This is a genomic window from Corynebacterium sp. HFH0082 (assembly GCF_000411235.1).
GTDB classification, from domain to species: Bacteria; Actinomycetota; Actinomycetes; order Mycobacteriales; family Mycobacteriaceae; genus Corynebacterium; species Corynebacterium jeikeium_D.
On sequence record NZ_KE150404.1, the window covers coordinates 1,851,463 to 1,870,733 of the forward strand.

At 58.7% G+C, this 19,271-nt stretch carries 17 protein-coding genes; 13 read left to right on the top strand and 4 right to left on the bottom strand.

The genetic code is table 11. The annotated features are described in order from the left end of the window. Positions 1–16 precede the first annotated feature (16 nt). The 5 genes from HMPREF1206_RS08015 to HMPREF1206_RS08035 all read left to right on the top strand — a co-directional run bounded on the left by HMPREF1206_RS08015 (position 17) and on the right by HMPREF1206_RS08035 (position 4,445). On the top strand, positions 17–409 hold the full coding sequence (locus HMPREF1206_RS08015) for a hypothetical protein (RefSeq protein WP_224783748.1): 393 nt from the start codon (positions 17–19) through the stop codon (positions 407–409). A gap of 17 nt (positions 410–426) precedes the next feature. Further along, complete coding sequence (locus tag HMPREF1206_RS08020; RefSeq protein WP_042388721.1) at positions 427–1,137, top strand: YceI family protein; 711 nt, start codon at positions 427–429, stop codon at positions 1,135–1,137. A 190-nt stretch (positions 1,138–1,327) separates the two neighbouring features. Next, positions 1,328–1,546: a hypothetical protein gene (locus tag HMPREF1206_RS08025; protein ID WP_016422819.1), complete on the top strand. Its 219-nt coding sequence runs from the start codon at positions 1,328–1,330 to the stop codon at positions 1,544–1,546. Positions 1,547–1,967: 421 nt separating this feature from the next. Beyond that, on the top strand, positions 1,968–3,404 hold the full coding sequence (locus HMPREF1206_RS08030; RefSeq protein WP_016422820.1) for a hemolysin family protein: 1,437 nt from the start codon (positions 1,968–1,970) through the stop codon (positions 3,402–3,404). Positions 3,405–3,407: 3 nt separating this feature from the next. After that, entirely contained in the window at positions 3,408–4,445 is a 1,038-nt protein-coding gene (locus HMPREF1206_RS08035) for a hemolysin family protein (protein ID WP_016422821.1), read from the top strand. A gap of 64 nt (positions 4,446–4,509) precedes the next feature. On the opposite strand, the gene tpx is transcribed toward HMPREF1206_RS08035, so the two are convergent. Continuing rightward, entirely contained in the window at positions 4,510–5,007 is a 498-nt protein-coding gene (gene tpx / locus HMPREF1206_RS08040) for a thiol peroxidase (RefSeq protein WP_016422822.1), read from the bottom strand. Between the two features lie 174 nt (positions 5,008–5,181). Here tpx and HMPREF1206_RS08045 point away from each other — a divergent pair, with 174 nt between their 5' ends. After that, entirely contained in the window at positions 5,182–5,466 is a 285-nt protein-coding gene (locus HMPREF1206_RS08045) for an Lrp/AsnC family transcriptional regulator (protein WP_016422823.1), read from the top strand. A gap of 38 nt (positions 5,467–5,504) precedes the next feature. On the opposite strand, the gene HMPREF1206_RS08050 is transcribed toward HMPREF1206_RS08045, so the two are convergent. Both HMPREF1206_RS08050 and HMPREF1206_RS08055 read right to left on the bottom strand, forming a co-directional pair. Then, positions 5,505–7,214 carry an FAD-binding dehydrogenase gene (locus HMPREF1206_RS08050; protein WP_016422824.1) on the bottom strand — a complete coding sequence of 570 codons (1,710 nt, stop codon included), beginning with the start codon at positions 7,212–7,214 and terminating at the stop codon, positions 5,505–5,507. A 117-nt stretch (positions 7,215–7,331) separates the two neighbouring features. Next, a complete protein-coding gene (locus HMPREF1206_RS08055) occupies positions 7,332–8,786 on the bottom strand; it encodes a class I SAM-dependent methyltransferase (protein ID WP_016422825.1) in 1,455 nt (484 codons plus the stop codon). 187 nt (positions 8,787–8,973) lie between these two features. Between HMPREF1206_RS08055 and HMPREF1206_RS08060 the strand changes: the two genes are divergently transcribed. Then, entirely contained in the window at positions 8,974–10,395 is a 1,422-nt protein-coding gene (locus HMPREF1206_RS08060) for an NAD(P)/FAD-dependent oxidoreductase (protein WP_016422826.1), read from the top strand. 92 nt (positions 10,396–10,487) lie between these two features. Here HMPREF1206_RS08060 and HMPREF1206_RS08065 read toward each other — a convergent pair whose 3' ends face one another. Continuing rightward, positions 10,488–11,051 carry a PaaI family thioesterase gene (locus tag HMPREF1206_RS08065; protein WP_231367197.1) on the bottom strand — a complete coding sequence of 188 codons (564 nt, stop codon included), beginning with the start codon at positions 11,049–11,051 and terminating at the stop codon, positions 10,488–10,490. Positions 11,052–11,156: 105 nt separating this feature from the next. On the opposite strand from HMPREF1206_RS08065, the gene gndA reads away from it, so the two are divergent. From gndA to HMPREF1206_RS08095, 6 genes are all read left to right on the top strand, one after another. Further along, a complete protein-coding gene (gndA, locus tag HMPREF1206_RS08070; RefSeq protein ID WP_016422828.1) occupies positions 11,157–12,608 on the top strand; it encodes an NADP-dependent phosphogluconate dehydrogenase in 1,452 nt (483 codons plus the stop codon). 47 nt (positions 12,609–12,655) lie between these two features. After that, positions 12,656–14,269, top strand: a complete 1,614-nt coding sequence (locus HMPREF1206_RS08075; RefSeq protein WP_016422829.1) for a bifunctional hydroxymethylpyrimidine kinase/phosphomethylpyrimidine kinase — start codon at positions 12,656–12,658, stop codon at positions 14,267–14,269. Between the two features lie 80 nt (positions 14,270–14,349). Then, positions 14,350–15,684 carry a DEAD/DEAH box helicase gene (locus HMPREF1206_RS08080; protein ID WP_222865657.1) on the top strand — a complete coding sequence of 445 codons (1,335 nt, stop codon included), beginning with the start codon at positions 14,350–14,352 and terminating at the stop codon, positions 15,682–15,684. Between the two features lie 3 nt (positions 15,685–15,687). Continuing rightward, positions 15,688–17,073, top strand: coding sequence for a hemolysin family protein (locus tag HMPREF1206_RS08085; protein ID WP_016422831.1), 1,386 nt, complete (start codon positions 15,688–15,690; stop codon positions 17,071–17,073). Further along, a complete protein-coding gene (locus HMPREF1206_RS08090; protein ID WP_016422832.1) occupies positions 17,070–18,284 on the top strand; it encodes a hemolysin family protein in 1,215 nt (404 codons plus the stop codon). The genes HMPREF1206_RS08085 and HMPREF1206_RS08090 overlap by 4 nt, the downstream gene beginning before the upstream one ends. Beyond that, a complete protein-coding gene (locus HMPREF1206_RS08095) occupies positions 18,281–19,198 on the top strand; it encodes a hypothetical protein (protein WP_016422833.1) in 918 nt (305 codons plus the stop codon). The genes HMPREF1206_RS08090 and HMPREF1206_RS08095 overlap by 4 nt, the downstream gene beginning before the upstream one ends. Positions 19,199–19,271 lie beyond the last annotated feature (73 nt).

The window sequence follows — 19,271 nt, forward strand, 5'->3', positions numbered from 1 at the left end:
GCCATAATTGACTTCTGTGTCAGATCAAAAGCCGAGCACAACTACCGCCAATTGCCAGTGGTGTGGCCGCGAAATGGAGGTCGCTATCCGCGGTCGCCGTCGCAAGTTCTGCAGCCAAGCCTGCCGGCAGCGCGCGTATGAAAAACGCACTGGCGTAGCAAAAGGCGCTTCCAGGCCGATTGCCGAGCGAATCAATTCGGATCTCACGCTGAAGACCGCCACCGATGCCACGAGCAGGCCGGCGGGCGATGACGTCGTAAAGCGAATAGGGGACGGGCTCTTCGAAGTACGTTGTCTCGCCGAAGACTTGCGCACCGCGCTTGACGACGGCATGGAGACTGCCGTCCTGCAGGAGATTACGCAGGAATTGATTATGAAAACGCGCGAGGTGGAACGGTTTATCCCATAGCGGATTAAAAGGATAGGATGAGCACTATGAATTCTGGTGTCCGTAAGTCAATTATTACTTTGATAGCCGTTGCAGTTGTTGCGCTCGCAATTGTTATTGTGGGGCCAGTTTTGTATCGCGTTTTCACGCATGAAGGGGTGCGTACTGGGGATTTCGAGGCCACGGAGCTGCCTGCAGCAACGACTGATGCGAATGGCACCTGGAAGATTATCGGTGGCGATAACTCACAGAACACTTCCGTTGGTTTTACTTTTAACGAGGTACTGCCGGGCAGCAGGCGTACGACGTCCGGTTCCACTCACGATGTCACCGGTGAGCTGAAGGTTGCTGACAACAATCTTGAGGACGCATCCGTTGTTGTTGACATGGCAACTCTGACTAGCGATATTGAACGTCGTGACATCAATGTCCGCAACAATATCTTCAGTGTTGATCAGTACCCAGAAGCTAAGTTTGAGCTTGCAGAGCCACTCGATATTTCAAGCATTCCAGATAACGGCCAGTGGGCGAATATCGAGATTCCGGGACGCCTGACCATCCGCGGCGTCACCAATGACGTCACCGTGCCAATGAAGGCCGCTCGTACCGAAAACCTGGTTTTGCTGTCGGGCACTCTGCCAATCAACCGCCTGGATTACAACGTGCGCCTGCCACAGTTTGTAGCTGCATCCATCGAGGAGAACGGCGAACTCAATCTGCGCATTGTCGCAGAGAAGCAGGACGCGTAGGACGCGTAGGTTTCGCGGCTGGCAGACACAGCCATCTAAAGAGAATCGCAGTAGCGCTAATCCAAAGAGGCTTATAGCCAGCGAAAATACACCTCAATTCGTCACTGTGACGCAATAAAGCCATTTAGTCACACACCACAGAAGTCCTGCCAAAAACAATTTTGGCAGGCCAGTTGGGAGTCACAACGATATGAACACCTACGAAGCAATGTTGCTCGCACGAAAGGTGCGAATGGTACTACTGATTATCTTCATTGCATTCGTGGCCTACAAGGGCGTGTGGTGGCTCGTGGCTGTCGGCATACTCCTGATTGGCATGACGCTATGGCAGAACAAGCGGCTACGGGAAGAGATTGCCGTCCGCAACGCGGATGAGCTTGCAGCGAACGCCAAGGACAATGAGCAATGATCCCGACGGCATAGATCAAGCGCCAAGATAGAACACGGCAGCAGAAAAGGCGGCGGCGAAGAAGGCGACAGCCCTGGAAATTCAGAAAACCCCAGGGCCAACCACTTTCATTATTTGTCCGATAATATACATTATGACATTTTGGCCTTAGGATCCCGTCCTCCCCATTACCGCCGATGCGCCATTGCCGTCAGGTCTAAGGAATTTTTAGTAAGATTTCTCGCATGCCTGAACTCTCAGACACATCCAGCAGCTCAGACAGACCCAATGCGTCCGACACATCAGATAGATCTGGCTCGTCCGACGACCCAGAGCCTCGCGCCAACGTTGACGGGCTCTCTGTAGCCGCAGTAAGCGCAATCACCGCAGCAACCGCCGCAGCATCCCCAGCGAACGCAGCGAACACTTCAGGTGATGCCGCGTGATTGTATCCGCACTCATCGTCTTAGCGGTCTTTCTTTTCCTCGTTTTCGCCAACGCAATTTTCGTTGCTGTCGAGTTTTCCTACCTCACGGTTAATAGAAACGACGTCAAGAACGCCGCAAACGCCGGCTCAAAGTCCGCATATTTAGTAGACCGTGCTCTATCACGCACCTCTACTAACCTCTCCGGAGCTCAGCTGGGAATTACAGTCACCAGCCTCGTCGCTGGTTTCCTGACCGGACCTTCCCTCGGCGTCCTCCTCGAAGCCGCATTTGGTGGCACAAGCATCTCTCCCGCCACCGTCACTGCAATCAGCACTACGGGCGCTTTCATTATCGCGACCTTCACTCAAATGGTCTTTGGCGAACTCGTCCCCAAAAACTGGGCCATCGCCGAGCCCACTAAAGTCGCAAACCTCGTGGTCAGACCACAGAATGCCTTCATGTTCGCATTCGGCTGGCTGGTCTGGCTACTTAACAGCGCGGCTAATTGGGTGTTAAAACGGCTCGGCTTTTCCCCTGAGGAAGAGGTTGCCAGTGCCAGGACCGCGGAGGAACTCCGTGCCGTCGTCACGCGCTCTAGCGATGAAGGAAAGATTAACCCGCAGACCGCCGAGTTGGTGGCGCGATCGATTGAGTTCGGCGAGCGCACGGCGGCTGATGTGATGACGCCACGCACGCAGATTATCTTTATCGAAAATCAGAGCGTCGCAGAGATGCTGACGGTCGTCGCAGATTCTGGACATGCACGCTTCCCCGTCGTTGGCAATAGCGTCGACGACATTCGCGGCGTGGTGCATTACACCGACCTGCTCAGCGTGCCACACGCACAACGCTTGACGACGTCGGCTGCGAGCCTGGCCAAAGATGTACTCGTGGTAAATGACTCGACCACACTTGATCCGCTGATGCGTCAACTGCGTGAGGATGCATACCAGTTCGCAGTGGTTGTCGATGAGTACGGCGGCACGGACGGCATTGTGACGTTGGAGGATCTCGTCGAGGAAATCGTCGGTGAAATTGACGATGAACAGGACGATCGTTCGTTGCTCTACAGCCGGATTAGCCCCAATACGGTGATTGTTTCCGGTCTCATGCGCCCTGATGAGTTGGGAGAGATCCTAAACCTGGTCCTGCCGGAGGGCGAAGAATCCGACACTATTGGTGGATTTATCACCGAACGCTTGGATCGCATGCCTCGCTTCGGCGACACGATTACGGTCGAAGCCACCGACCACGAAAACCTCGATGAGGAGAACTTGCCTACCACCGCTGAAGTTGCTTTTCGAGTCGAGCGCATGGCGCGTCACCGCGTTGGCCGTATTCGTGTCCAGGTGGACCGCGCCGGCAACAAGGTCACGCGCACGGATGAAGGCGCTCACCAGGACGGCACCAGTCACAACCACGTCGAGCACAACAGCGAAAAGGAGGGCTAGAACATGCCACTACTTACTCTTATTTTGCTGTTGGCCCTCAATGCCTGGTTTGTCGCCGCTGAATTTGCGATGGTCTCGGCTCGCCGCGATCAAATTGAACCGGATGCCGTCAGCGGCTCTACCAGCGCAAAGTACGCGCTGCGTGGTATCGAAAACGTGTCGGTCTCCCTGGCGGCAACACAGCTGGGCATTACCGCCTGTTCCCTGCTCATCGGTGCCGTCGGCGAGCCTGCGATTGCGCACTTCTTCGAGCCCTACATGACAGCGCTGGGACTCCCCGCGGGCACCGCCCACGTGGTTGCGCTGGCGTTGGCACTGCTGATTGTCACTTTCTTACACATGGTTGTCGGCGAAATGGTGCCGAAGAACATCGCTATTGCGGCCCCCAGCCCGACGGCGAAGTTCGTGGCTATTCCGCTGTATGTGATTGTGCGGGTGCTCAATCCGGTTATCTGGGCGATGAATACGACCGCGAACATCGTGGTTCGCAAGGTTCTTCGCGCCACTCCGAAGGACGAGGTCGATTCCTCCTTCACCGCTAGTCAGGTGCAGGATTTCGTCGCCGAGTCCGGGCGTCAGGGCCTTCTCGACAATGACGAGCTCGCGCTCCTCCACAAAGCTCTCGGCTTCGAGCATCTCACCGCCGCGGATGTCACTATGCAACTCGACACCCTCGTTACCATTGGCCCCGACGCCACCGTCGCCGACATCGAAGAGCTCAGCGCACGCACGCGCTTTTCCCGCTTCCCCATCACCGATGCCGATGGCAGCTTCATCGGCTACCTTCATGTCAAGGATTTGCTCTCGCTTGACGACGGTCACCGCGACCGACCCTTCCCGCGGAATCTGATTCGCACCTTCGCAAGCGTCAGCCCGGATTCCAAGCTCCAGACGGTCATGCGGCTTATGCAGCGCGAGCAGGCTCACTTCGCCTTGGTGACGGAGGAAGATAGTACTTCGGAGAACTCTGTCAGCGGAATCGTTGCGCTGGAGGACGTACTAGAAGAGCTCGTCGGCGAAGTCCGCCAGGCAACAGCCTAGCGAGTGCGCCGACGAGCCCCGTCGATTCCAGCTGGTTACTTGCTGCTGAAAGCTTGTTAGCTAATTACTTCAGTGCAGCCAGTGCGGAGTCGTAGTCCGGCTCCGTGGTGATCTCATCGACCAGCTGGTTGTAAATGACCTTGCCCTCTTCGTCAGTGACGACTACGGCCCGAGCAAGCAGGCCGGCGAGCGGGCCATCCTGCTGGACAACACCGAAGGCTTCGCCGAAGCCGTGGCGGAAGTCCGAGGCAACCTCAACGTTGTCCAGGCCTTCTGCAGCGCAGAAGCGGCCGAGAGCGAACGGCAGGTCACGCGAAACATTAACTACGACGGTGTTGTCCAGCCCAGCAGCGTCCTCGTTGAAGTGACGCACCGAAGCTGCACAAACACCGGTGTCTACCGACGGGAAGATGTTGTAGACGACCTTCTTACCAGCGAAGGTCTCATTGGTGACCTCCCCGAGGTCGCCACCGGTGAGGGTAAACTCCGGAGCCTTGTTGCCCACCTGGGGCAGGTCTCCGGAAAGCTGGACTGGGTTGGACTGAAATGCGGTTTGTGTCATAGCGCCCTTTTTACCGCCTTTCGTCCGGATCCTCCAGGCTGTTTTCTGGAAATCAGTAGAATCGTGACAGAAATGAAATTCCGGGCCGCAGTATCTTGAGCAATCTTGCGTACCTTGCGGTCCGGGCCACGCTATTCAGCGGGCCCCACGTTTAAACTCCGAGGAAAGGCAGCCATGAGTTTGATTACCGCAATTGTGTCCATCGATGTCGAAGCTGACAGGATTCCGGAGGCCGCCGAGACCATCGTCGAGATCGACGGCGTGACTGAGGTCTACTCCGTTACTGGTGACTGGGACTTGGTCGTCGTGGTGCGCGCAACTAATCACGATGATTTGGCGGAAATCATTCCAAATCTCATCAGCAAGGTCGACGGTGTTATTCGCACTCAGACTCAGCTGGCTTTCCGCACCTACTCTCAGCACGACCTGGAAAGTGCATTCTCCATCGGGCTGGAGTAGGCGCGGTTTCTTCTACCGAACTGTGCGGTATGCGGGAGCTACTTAACCACTTCCGCCATCGCGCGGCCTGCCTGGCGGCCACTGAAAATACAGCCGCCCAGGAATGTACCTTCCAGCGCGTTGTTGCCGTGGACGCCGCCGCCACCGAAGCCAGAGGCCTCGCCTGCGGCGTAGAGCCCCTCGAAGGGAGTTCCGTCCGGGTGCAAGCACTGGCCGTCGAGGGTGGTCTCGATGCCACCGAGCGTCTTGCGGGTCAGCATGCGCAGACGAATAGCAATCAGTGGGCCGTTCTTCGGATCCAAAATCGGTGATGGCGGCACGGAGCGGATGATCTTGTCCCCGAGGAAGTTCCGGGCCACGTTGACGTAATTGACCTGGTAGTCCTTGGAGAAGGGGTTACCGGTCTGCATATCGCGCTGACGAATCTGCTCCTCGAGCTTCTCCATGTCAATCTTCGGCGCTGCGGCTCCGGACTCCCCGCCCGAGCTCGCCTCCACAATCTCGTTCATCCCCTCGACCAGCTTTGGCAGATCGTCGGCAACCACCCAGTCTTCGCCGTTATCCATAAACGCCTGAATAGGTGCGGCAACACCAGAGGTCACCTTGCCAATCAGCTTCTTGATCTCCTTGTCGGTCAGATCCGGATTCTGTTCTGAGCCAGAGAAAATGAACTCCTTGGCCACGATGTTCTTATTCAGCACAAACCAGGAGTAAGAGTGTCCGGTAGCCAGAATGTGCTTCATCGTGCCGACAGTATCGGCGCCCGGAATATATGGCGCTGGCAGGCGGTTTCCTTCTGCGTCGAACCACATGGCCGACGGCCCCGGGATGATACGGATACCGTGATTCGGCCACACGGGATTCCAGTTCTTCATGCCCTCGGTGTAATGCCACATGCGGTCACGGTTGACGAGGTTTGCGCCGGCCTGCTCTGCAATCTCGATACCACGGCCGTCAACATGCTCTGGCACACCGCAGACCATGTCCTTCGGCATCTCGCCCAGGCGCTCGGTCGGCCAGCACTTACGCACGGCTTCCAGGTTGCCGCCAACACCGCCCGTCGCAATGCACACGGCCGACCCGCGGATCTCAAAGTCCTCCCCTGTTTCCTCGCGTGACGACGCCACTCCTCGCTCTAAAGATTCACAGGGAACCAGAATCTTGCCACGCACGCCGACGGCGCGGCCATCTTCCACAATCACCTCGTCAACGCGGTGGCGATGACAGTATTCCACCAGGCCCTTCTTCGCAGCCTCAGCGACCGGCTCTGCGAAAACGCGGACGATTTCGGGGCCTGTGCCCCAGGTGAGGTGGAATCGGGGTACCGAGTTACCGTGACCGTCGGCACGCCCTTCACCGCGCTCAGCCCACCCGACGACAGGCAGGAACTTCACGCCGAGATTGCGGAGGTAGTCACGCTTCTCCCCTGCCGCGAAGTTCAGGTAGGCCTTGGCCCACTTGCGTCCCCAGTTGTCTTCCTCGCGGTCGAACTGCGCGGAGTTGAACCAGTCAGCTTCAGCGAGCTCGCGGTTGTCCTTGACTCCCAGGCGGCGCTGCTCTGGCGAGTCGACGAGAAAGATTCCTCCCAGCGACCAGAAAGCCTGTCCGCCGAGGTTGTTGGCATTCTCCTGATCGACAAGGATGACCTTCTTGCCGGCCTGCGTGGCCTCATACGTCGCGACCAATCCGGCAAGTCCGGCGCCGACGACAACAATGTCTGCAGTACGTGTGGTGCTCTGTGCGTTCATAGTTTCGTTTTTAGACCCTAAACATCACCTTTGAGGTGGTTTTGCCTAAAAACGTGATTTATTTTTACAGGCATTATTTATCTGGCGAATTTCCAACGCGCCCGGAGCCGCCCACTGCTAGTGAGGCCTGCGTGGCGCATGCACGAGCTCGACCTGCACGAGCGTGACTTTCTCTGCGCGCACGAGCGCTTCAAACAGCGACAGATAGTAATTCCACATCCTCCGGAACACTCTGTCGTAGCCGATACCAGCGGCTTCGCGCGCATGCGCCGCAAAGAAATCTCGCTGGAGCTGCAAGGTCGTCGCGAAGTGCGCCGGAATGTACTCTTCCGCCGCGATACGCAGGCCGGTTTCCCGGTCCACCATCTTGCGCAGCTCTTCCATGGTGAAAAGCTGCAGCTGCGGCCACACGTAAGCGCGTACGAGGTCCAAGCTGCGCTCGGCGAGCGCATCGAATTTGTCCGTCGCTACCACCATTTGGACGACGATGGTGCCGCGGTCGACAAGCAGACGCTCGGCGCTCTTCAGCCAGCGCAGCGCACCTGCACGACCGAAGGTCTCCAGACGCCCGACGTTGATAACCGCCTCGAAGTCGGACTCGAATTCGCGTGGCGACGGAATGTTGCGATCCATCTGGATCACATCGACCGCGCCGCGCAATCCGGCTTTTTCCACCCGTTCCAGCACCGTTTCGGTGTGGTCATCAGAGACGGTAATAACCTCCGCACCCGCTCCCCTCTCTGCAGCTCGAAGGGCAATTTCTCCGCCTGCCGACGGCCATTCGGCGACACGGTCGCCGGCTCGCACTCGAGCCAGATCGAGGATGTGCTCAATATTGCGCACTTGAGCATGCAGAAAATCGGCACGCGCGACGGATTTCGGGGCATCGACATAAGTCACGTCAACTGACCAGTGCGAGGGAACCCCACCCTTGCCAGCACCACGGGCATAGTTTTGAATCTGTTCCCGCGACGAGGTACGCACTCCGGAGGCGAACAGGCCGGAACCGCCCATCAGCAATTCGCCGGAATAGAGCTCCAGCAATGAGGTCGGCAACTCTCCCGCCATATCTGGCCCATCGAGACGCGGACGTGAACGCGCGACTTTCATCAGACCACGTGCCAGCGGCCCCAACGAAGCAATATCAAGCTCGGCGCTGAGCAGTCGGCTGAGAAGCTCTGGCAAATCATCACTGGACCATTCGCCCGCGAGATAGGCCTCCCCCAATCCGAGCCATTCTGAATCAGCTAGTCGAGAATAGAAAACAGGATCAATGACGCTGAAAATGACTGGACGAAACGATTCAGAACTAGTGGGAGATTCACTGCCGCCGCTAGAGCTGGCACCACCGACTCCGTCGATAGCCAAATCGGCGTCACCCGTCGACCGAGTAATGAAGGACTCTCCGACAAACTCACCGGATTCGACCAGTTCAATGCCGTTGTCCTGGCAGAGCCGCTCAAAAGAGCGTTCCATCATTTCGGCACGTTTCGCTAGGAAACGCCCCTCTGGAATACGCGCAACCCGAGGCCATCGCTCTGCGTCAATTGCCTGCCGGCTTGCCGAATTCACCCTGCCCGAACCTCCTAACAATCGCGCCGCATAAAGGTACGAATAACGAACTGAGTTTGCTCTCGAAGCCTACCGCGCAGGGACCCAGAATAGGCGGTGGCGCACCGAGAGGATTACTATTGTGGCTTGCCGGCTAAAAGCCGAATCTAAAACTTCGAGAACTTTAAAGTCTGTGAGGAGAAAATACATGACCGAGACTCCGTACCGCCCGCACTCCGGACGCCCGCACGTGGTCGTCATCGGTTCGGGTTTCGGTGGCTTGTTCGCGGCGAAGAAGTTGCAGGGCGCCGAGGTCGACGTCACTCTCATCGACCGCACTAACCACCACCTGTTCCAGCCACTGCTCTACCAGGTAGCAACGGGCATCCTGTCCTCGGGCGAAATCGCTCCGTCCACTCGTACGATCTTCGACGGTGTTCAGAACGTTCGTGTTGTCAAGGGCGATGTCACCGACATCGACGTCGAAAAGCAGGTTGTGACTTCGGAACTGGGTCACCAGACTTCCAAGTGGGAATACGATCACCTCCTGGTTGCCGCTGGCGCTGGCCAGTCCTACTTCGGCAATGATCACTTTGCCGAGTTTGCTCCGGGCATGAAGAACATCGACGACGCACTCGAAATCCGTGCCCGCATCATCGGCGCGTTTGAGCGCGCCGAGCTGACCAACGATCCGGCTGAGCGCGAGCGCCTACTGACCTTCGTCGTTGTCGGCGCTGGTCCGACCGGTGTTGAGCTTGCTGGCCAGCTGGCCGAGCTGGCTAACCGCACCCTCGCATCGTCCTACCGCAGCTACAACCCGCACGCTGCACGCGTCGTCCTGCTCGACGGCGCACCGCAGGTTCTGCCGCCGTTTGGCAAGCGTCTGGGCCGCAAGGCTCAGAAGTCCCTGGAAAAGATGGGCGTCATCGTCAAGCTGGGCGCGATGGTGACTGACGTCAATGAAGAGGGAGTCACCTACAAGAACATGAAGGATGGAACCGAGGAGTTCATCCCGTCGTTCTGCAAGATTTGGTCCGCCGGCGTGTCCGCTTCCCCGCTGGGCAAGATGATTGCCGAGCAGACTGGCGCCGAGACCGACCGCGCTGGCCGTGTCGTTGTCAACGAGGACATGACAGCTGGCGACTACAAGAACGTCTACGTCGTGGGCGACATGTCCAACCGCGAGAACCTGCCGGGTGTTGCTCAGGTTGCTATTCAGGGTGGCGAGTACGTCGCCGCCAACATTGCAGCTGAGGCCGACGGCCGCGACGTCGCAGAGCGTCAGCCGTTCGAGTACTTCGATAAGGGCTCCATGGCAACCGTCTCCCGCTTCTCCGCAGTGGTGAAGATGGGCAAGGTTGAGGTCACCGGCTTCATCGGCTGGATTCTGTGGCTGGCCGTCCACCTGATGTTCCTGGTGGGCTTCCGCAACCGCCTCGTCTCCTGCGTCAGCTGGGGCCTGAACGTCCTGGACCGCAACCGTTGGCAGATGGTTTCCACCCGCCAGCAGATGTACGCACGCAACGCCATCGACCGCCTGGCCGAGTTCAACAAGGACAAGGCTGAGCAGGATCTGCCGCTGGAGGTTCGCGACACTCGCCGCGAGCACCGCGCAAAAAGGAACAAGTAGTTAACTTGCAGGTGGCCAGATTAGAAAACAGCTAATCACGACAAGCCACCTGCGAGCTTCCTACCAGGCCCGTTACCACCTATAACGATTTGCTACAGCGGCTTGTCGAGTACCGCAATTCGTAGGTTGGTGCGGGCCAGCAGTTTTTCATCTGCCTTGCGGGTGTGCTCAATACGCCACAGTTGCATGGTGCGCCCCAGGTACTCTGGCTCCGCCGTGGTAACGATTACCTCGCCAGCTCGGGCGGAGCGGTAAAAATCGGTGTTGTTGTTCACACCGACGACCGGCTTCTTCGCACCGCAGGCAACGAAACCAGCAATAGAGCCAGCAGTCTCACCTAGCGAGCAATAAACACCGCCATTGGCTAGGCCCCACGGTTGCAGGTGGTCGGGCCCGACCTCGAGCTCCATCTGAATTCGCTCCGGCCCGACATGGACAAACTTCGTGCCCAGCAAGGTATCTAGACCGCCGATTCCGTTATCGCCCAAGGTGCTGTTAAAAACAGCCAGCTCCTCATCGCTCAGCGCTTCCTGGCTAGCCTTCGTCGCCAGTGTCATATAATCGCGCAGCGCCTTCCTCTTCGCCTGCTCGGCGGAAGAAGCTGCAGAGTTCGAGTCCTGTGAACTGCCATTATTCGCAATAGTCTCGTCAGTCATGCCAAACATTGTGCCAGCGCACGCCATCACTCGTGGCAGTTTCAACGTTAAAAGCAGTAACAATTTCTGAGTCCCAGATACAACGAACCCCGGCCAGGCTTTAAGATGGTGGGCATGACCGATAACAATGAACTCGCACAAATTGGTGTCGTCGGGCTCGCCGTCATGGGCTCGAATATCGCACGCAACTTCGCCCACAAGGGACACACCGTTGCCGTGTACAACCGCAGCCCGGAGAAAACTCGCACCCTCATCGCTGAACACGGTGATGAAGGCTCATTCATCCCGTCCGAGACCATTGAAGAGTTCGTCGCTTCGCTGGAGCGCCCGCGTCGCGCTCTGATCATGGTTCAGGCAGGTGCCGCTACTGATGCGGTCATCGATCAGCTTGCCGACGTGATGGAGCCCGGCGACATCATCATTGATGGCGGTAACTCTCTTTACACGGACACCATCCGTCGCGAGAAGGCTATTCGCGCCCGTGGCCTGCACTACGTTGGCACTGGTATTTCCGGTGGTGAAGAAGGTGCTCTGACTGGCCCATCCATTATGCCGGGTGGAACGAAGGAGTCCTACGAGTCCCTCGGCCCGCTGCTGGAGTCCATCTCCGCTCACGTTGATGGCGTTCCGTGCTGTACTCACATTTCCTCCGATGGCGCTGGCCACTTTGTAAAGATGGTCCACAACGGCATCGAGTACGCGGATATGCAGGTAATTGGCGAGGCCTACCACCTGCTGCGTGAGGCCGCTGGCCTCACCCCTGCCGAGATTGCAGATATCTTCCGCGAGTGGAATAAGGGCGACCTGGACTCCTACCTGGTCGAGATTACCGCTGAGGTTCTCTCTCAGGTCGATGAGAAGACAGGCAAGCCGCTGGTGGATGTCATCGTTGATGCTGCTGGTCAGAAGGGCACCGGCCGTTGGACGGTCAAGGCCGCTTTGGACTTGGGCATTCCAGTAACTGGTATTGGCGAGGCCGTGTTCGCTCGCGCCCTGTCGTCTTCCCTTGCTCAGCGTGAGGCTGCCCGCAACCTGCCGTCGGGAAGCCTGGCTAAGGCACCGGAAGATCGCGATGCTTTTGTGGAGCGCGTCCGTAAGGCGCTCTACGCTTCCAAGATCATTGCCTACTCGCAGGGCTTCGATGAGATTAACGCTGGTGCCAAGGAGTACGGCTGGGAGATTGACCGCGGTGCGCTGGCGACCATCTGGCGTGGTGGCTGCATCATCCGCGCACAGTTCCTGAACCGCATCAAGGAAGCGTACGACCGCAATCCGGAGCTGCCGGCGCTGGTACTCGACGAGTACTTCCGTGACCAGGTCACCGAGTGCCTCGACGCGTGGCGCGACGTTGTCGTCACTGCAGCACAGATGGGTATCCCGGCTCCGGTGTTCTCCTCCTCGCTGGCTTACTACGACGGCCTGCGTGCGGAGCGTCTGCCGGCAGCACTGGTTCAGGGGCAGCGTGACTACTTCGGTGCGCACACTTACCAGCGTGTTGACCGCGAGGGTGCTTTCCACACCCTCTGGTCTGGCGACCGCTCCGAGGTTGAAGCGTAGTCTTGAAGTCTGTCGCTTCACGCTCTTGAAGTTAAAAGGGGTCTGAGATGCCATTTCCCAAGAAGGCAAAGCCTGATTTTGTGCCACGAGTTCTTTCCATCGCCGGCACAGACCCAACAGGTGGCGCTGGGCTCCATGCCGATTTAAAATCAATCGCCGCCGCCGGTGGTTATGGCATGGGCGTGGTCACCGCTTTGGTATCTCAGAACACCGTGGGCGTTCGTGCCGTCCACACTCCACCTGTTGACTTCCTCGTCGAGCAGCTGGCTGCTGTAACTGAGGATGTCACCATCGACGCGGTGAAGATTGGCATGTTGGGTTCACGCGAACTCACGCAGGCCGTCACCAACTGGGTTCGGGAGACCAAGCCAGCCGTGGTTGTTCTCGATCCGGTTATGGTCGCCACCTCTGGCGACCGTCTGCTTGACGAAGATGCCATGGACGCAATGCGCGACTTGGTCGCGGAAGCCACCGTCATCACGCCGAATGTTCCCGAACTGGCATTGCTTGCCGACGCCCCGGAGGCCAGCGACTTCACTGAGCTGATTGAGCAGGCGCTGGAGTTCGCGAGCAAAAACGATGTCATCGTGATTGCAAAAACTGGTCACTTAAGTGATGAAGAAGCCGGCAATGCCGTGGCATTCCCCGATGGCCAGGTTTTCTTCAGCTCTTCTCCCCGCATTCACACTGAGAACACCCATGGCACGGGTTGTTCGCTGTCTGCTGCTCTTGCCACACGGATTGGTGGGGGCTCTGCGATTAATGATGCCCTGCGCTGGACTACACGCTGGCTCAGCGAGTCCATTCGTTTCGCGGATAACCTCAACGTCGGCCAGGGGCACGGCCCCATTGACCACGGCCACAGGGCTCGTCGCCTGGAAAAGGTCGCGCTTCGCCGAATGCAACCAGTGCATCTGAACTCCAGTTTTTACCCGGAGGCCGTCGAAGGCACTGATACTGAGCAGCCGCCGAAGGAGCTGGAATCTTTCTTCGGCCACTCACTCCAGATTGCTCCGGCTGGTCCTTTTACTTCCCAGCTGTGGCGGGACATCGAGGACATCGTTGCCGAGATTGGCGGAATGTTCAGCGTCCCCACGATGCTCCGCGGCGACCTTTCCTCGGACGAAACCAACTTCTTCGTAGCGCAAGAGGCCTGGTACTTGCACCAAGTTTTCCCAGTCCTGTCGCATCTGGCAACCAAAGCACCCTGCCCGAAGGAACAGGTTCTGTGGTCGTCACTCGCACAGGAAGCCCTGGTGCGTGCGTTGGAATTGAGCAATAACGGGCTGGAAGAGACTTCTTCGGCGCTCGAGGACATCGAGCCGACAACCATCACACAGCTTTTGCTGGACGTGCATTCTTCCTGTAGCGCTTTCAACCCATATCGGGTCGCCGTAACCAGTATCGTCGCCGAAATGTGGATTGCAACCGAGCTGACTCTGCAAGGAAAATCGCTGGTTGATGCGGATTCCGCGATCGCGAACTGGGTGGAGGTGTATTCCGACCCCGAGTATGTTGACAGTGTTCAGCAGGCTCTCGAGGTCCTTGAAGAGAATATGTCTACGGCCAGCGATGCGGAGCTCAAATCTATCCGCAACATCTTCCGTCGAGCCGCCATTCTCGAGCGCGAGGCCTATGCGCAACCGGGTCGCGGTTGGTAAATGTCATGGGACGGTAGTTTTCCAGTTCACCGGACGTGCCTATTGCATGGCTGTCCGGGGATAGCGGTATTCTAACAAGCATGCCCCCTCCTGCTGAGTCCAGTGATTTCAGACAGTTGGGCACGCCGGAAGCGATTGTGAGTATTCTGCGTGCCCAGCACATAACTTCGCCTACTGCCGTGCAGGTGGCGACTTTGCCAGATGCTTTCGCTGGCAAGGACGTTCTTGCGCAGGCCCCTACAGGCTCGGGCAAAACGCTCGCATTCGGCATTCCGCTGGTCGCGTTACTCAATAACGCCTCTCCAGCGCTTCCCGGTTACCCGCGCGCGCTCATTATTTCGCCAACGCGCGAACTCGCAGATCAGATTGCTGATGTCCTGGCTGACATCGGTGCCGCTGCAGGTCTGCGTGTCTTGAGCTTGGTCGGCGGTGATTCCGTGGCCAAGCAGCAGACTCTGCTCGCGGCACCAGTCGATATCGCTGTGGTCACACCGGGTCGCGCACACGATTTGCGCCGCCGCGGTCTACTCAGCCTTGAGCACGTCCTCGCTGTCGTCGTCGACGAAGCGGACATGCTCGCTGACATGGGCTTTCTGCCCGATGTTCTGGGCCTGGTCCGTGCGTGCCCGAAGTCGGCACAGCGCATGGTCTTTTCCGCCACGATTAACGACGACGCCGCGGGGCTTATTCGCGATCGTCGCGCAAGTAGCACTGAAGTTGCGAAGCACAAGGTCACTGCCTCCCGGTTGACCATGCGCAATATGCGGCATCTGTTACTTCGGGTGGAGGACAACAACGAAGCCGACGAAGTGGTCGCCTGGATTGCCTCCCGCAAGGATCAGTGCGTCATCTTCGCCAACTCTAAGGCGCGTGTCGTGCAGCTGGCTAAGTTTCTACAGTTCTACGACATCAAGTTAGGTTTCCTCCACGGCGATCGTGGCCAGGCAACTCGTCGCGCGGTCCTCAAGGCCTTTGCCGAGGGTGAAATCAATGTCCTCGTCACCACGGATGTGGCCGCTCGTGGCATTGATATCGATGCTCTTGACTTGGTTGTGCACGCGGATCCGCCAAGGGATTCCGCGACGTATATTCACCGCTCGGGTCGGACGGCTCGTGCAGGTGCTTCCGGCACGGTAGCGATGATTGTGCGTGACCGCCAGGTTGATCAGGCCCGCGAGCTGCTGGCAGGGGCCGGCGTTGAAGCTGAAGAGCTGCGCGCCGCTCCGGGACTGCCGCGATTTGTCAAGGAACTGGGCGCACGGCGTCCGCGCCGGGCTCGTCAAGATCAGAGCCAATCGGCAGGCGGTGCTGGTGGTGCCGGTTACCGCGGGCGCGGCGGTCCGTCGGCAAGCGGAAAGAATCGTGCTGGCGGTCGCGTACACCGCCCCAAGCGAGGGAAAAAGAAGAAGAGATAATCAGTGGATATTGTTCTCAATATTGTCGCGGTTGTCGGCTTTATCGCGCTAACCGCTGGCACCGGCCTCTTTGTGGCGTTTGAATTCGCGCTGACGGGACTGGAGCGATCTACGATTGACGCCGACCGCGCCCGTTCAGCGGATGCACCTGCTGAGGCCGTTCACAAGGCGCATAATCGACTGTCCTTCCACCTCTCCGGTGCACAGCTGGGCATTACGTTGACGACACTGGCAACTGGTTTCCTCGCGGAACCGGTGCTGGCGCAGTACTTCACGCCGATGTTGCATTGGATGGGGCTCAGCGAGTCTGCAGCGGGACCGACCGCGCTGATTCTTGCGCTCATTGTGGCCACGATGTTGTCGATGGTCTACGGCGAATTGGTGCCAAAGAATGTCGCGATTACAGAGCCGCTGGCAGTAGCGCGAGTTACGGCTCGTCCGGTGATGGCGTTTAACTGGGTGTTCCACTACTTCATCCATTCGCTGAATGCCACGGCGAACTGGCTGGTGCGCAAGCTCGGTATTGAACCGGCGGATGAGTTGGCTTCGGCGCGTTCCCCGCAGGAGCTGGAAGCGCTGGTGCGCAATTCTGCGGAGCAGGGGGCATTGGATGAGTCGAAGGCCGCTGTACTCGAGTCGTCGTTACGCTTTGGCGAAACGACGGCGGAGGACCTAATGACGCCGCGGTCGACGATCACCTCCCTCGATGTCGATGACACGGCGCTGGATCTGCTGGCTGTCGCTATCGAATCGGGGCATTCCCGCTTCCCCATTACTGACGGGGACCTCGATGCCACTGTCGGTGTTGTCCACGTCAAGGACGCATTTGCGGTACCTGCGGCGAAGCGCTCAACCACCACCATGCGGGAGATTGCACGGCCTGTGCCGACGCTGCCGCAGTCGCTGGACGGCGATGCCGTACTGGAGGCCGTGCGTTCGGCCGGTTCGCAGATTGCGCTGGTCGCGGACGAGTACGGCGGCATCGCCGGCATTGTCACCATCGAGGATGTCGTCGAGGAAATTCTTGGCGAGGTCTGGGATGAGTACGACGACAAGGAGTCCGAGCAGGAAGTCAAACGCGCGATCGAAGGCTGGAACTGCTCCGGCCTTGTGCGTACCGACGAGCTGCCGACCAAGGTCGGATACTTCGCCCCAGAAGGTAGCTTCGAAACGCTCGGTGGATTGATTATGTTTGCGCTCGGTCGCATCCCGGAGGTCGGTGACGTCGTCCTGCTGCCAGAGACCGAACGCGACTTCATGGACGAGTTCGAATCGGGTATCGCCGGACGCTGGTACGCCCGCATTCTGGCGATGGATGACCGCCGCGTGGACCGTGCCATTTTGATTCCTGTGACCAACGAGCGCGCTAAGGAGATGTTCAACCTATGAGTGACTGGTTTGGAATCCTCCTGACTTTCTTCTTGTTGTTGGTCAACGCGTTTTTCGTGGGCGCGGAGTTCTCACTTATTGCTGCGCGCCGTGACCGTTTGGAAGCGCTGCTGGCTCAGGGAAAGAAGCGCGCACGCACAGTTATCAATGCTTCTGAGCACCTGTCGATGATGCTCGCCGCCGCACAGCTGGGCATCACCATTGCCTCGCTACTGCTGGGTAAGGTCTCTGAACCGGCGCTGGCACATCTGCTGGAAGCTCCTTTCCACGCCATGGGTATTCCGGAGTCGCTGCTGCACCCGCTGAGCTTTGCCATCGCATTGATGCTGGTGTCAGTGCTGCACATCATGCTCGGTGAGATGGTACCGAAGAATATCGCGCTGGCAGGACCGGAAACGATGGCCATGCTGCTTATTCCTGTTCACATGGTCTTCTACCGCTTGACCAAGCCGCTGTTGCTGCTGTTTAACTGGATGGCTCGCCATACGCTTAAGCTGTTCGGCATTGAGCAGCGCGATGAGCTCGACACTACTGTCGATTCCACTGAGTTGGCATCGATGATTGCGGAGTCTCGTCAAGAGGGGCTCCTTGACAGCGAGGAGCACGTCCGCCTTCGTCGCACACTGGCTTCGGCCACGCGCACCATTGAGGAGGTACTGATTCCGCACGAGCAGATTCGGCGCCTCCCCACCGCACCGACTGTCGGCGATCTAGAGACGGCGGTCACCGAAACTGGCTTCTCCCGGTTCCCCGTCGCTGCGGCCAACAATGAACCCAACGAGTACCGCGGCTATGTTCACGTGAAAGATGTCCTCGACCGCGTCATGGATCCTGCCTCCGGCCCAGAGACGGCCATCCCTGATGACGAGATTCGCCCGATGATCGAGATTCCTATCGATGCCACGCTGGATGAGGGATTGCGCATCATGCGCCGCTACAGCGCCCACATGGCAGTGGCTGTACGCGCGCGCATGCCAAAGCCGCATCGGCGCGCAAACGCCCCGGCAAGCATCGCCCCGAAGACCGGTGCTTTCTCCGGTGCGGAGCAGATCGGCATCGTGGCTCTGGAGGACCTCATCGAGGAGCAGGTCGGTGTCGTGCGCGACTGGACCCACGAGGTCTCCCCGCGTCGCAGCGGTGCGCCAAAGCAGCACCCAACCGTGAACCCGCCCCGGACCCGACCGGGCAGCACGCAGGGACGCCAGCAGTGACGCCTACGCCCGATTCGTCTTTCGATTGGCGTGAAGCCAAAGCAAGGCATATCGCCCGCGTCGATATCCTGACCCGCGACCACCTGTCCCGTCGCAGTCGCGGCCAGCGCCACCCGGTCTGGGACTTCATCTTCGAGTACTACCCCGTTAAACCCGGCCAACTCCGCCGCTGGTCACCGGGCATCGGCGTAGATCTTCCCGGTGCGACGGCCAAGGACATCAGTCACCTGAAGTTCTTTACCCTCGACACGGACGACACTACCGATAGCCCTGCCCGCAAGGAGCCCACCGATACCGCCTCGGGGACGGCGCGTATGGATGTTTCGGCGTACGTCGATAAGCGAGGTAAGACGGTGGCGTACATCGGCAATCTGTTGCGTTCGACACGCGCGAATCCGGCGCACTTTGACTGCTTTGGCCTGCATGAATGGGCGATGGTGTATCGCCAGCCCGAGCATCGTCATCCGGAGCCACTGCGGCTGGGTCAGGCAGGCACGGACGAGGTCGTCGAGGCCCACACGGTTCGATGTACGCACTTCGATGCCTTCCGTTTCTTCACGCCCGACGCCGTGCCGCTCAACGAGTTTGCACCGACGCGCGAGACGCAGCCGCACTGTGAGCAGATGGGTTGTCTGCACGCCAACATGGACTTGTATAAATGGGCGACCAAGCTCGGCGAGGCGGTCCCCGGCGACCTGTGGCTGGATACTTTCGAGCTCGCGTGCAGTGCCCGTGAGTTGGATATGCGCGCCGCTCCCTACGATCTGCGGGATTGGGGTTTTGCGCCCATTCGCATCGAAACGCCCGAAGGCAAGGCCGAGTACGTCCGTCGCCAGCGTGAGCTCAGTGCGCGTGCCGATGTTCTGCGCGGCCGTCTTCTCGAAGTGGTAGATGTCGCATTGTCCACGCAGTAAAGTTGGCAGGAGTTACGTGCGCGTTTGTGCTTTACGACGAGGTCTGCTGCGAGTCGACAGTGCCGAGCACACT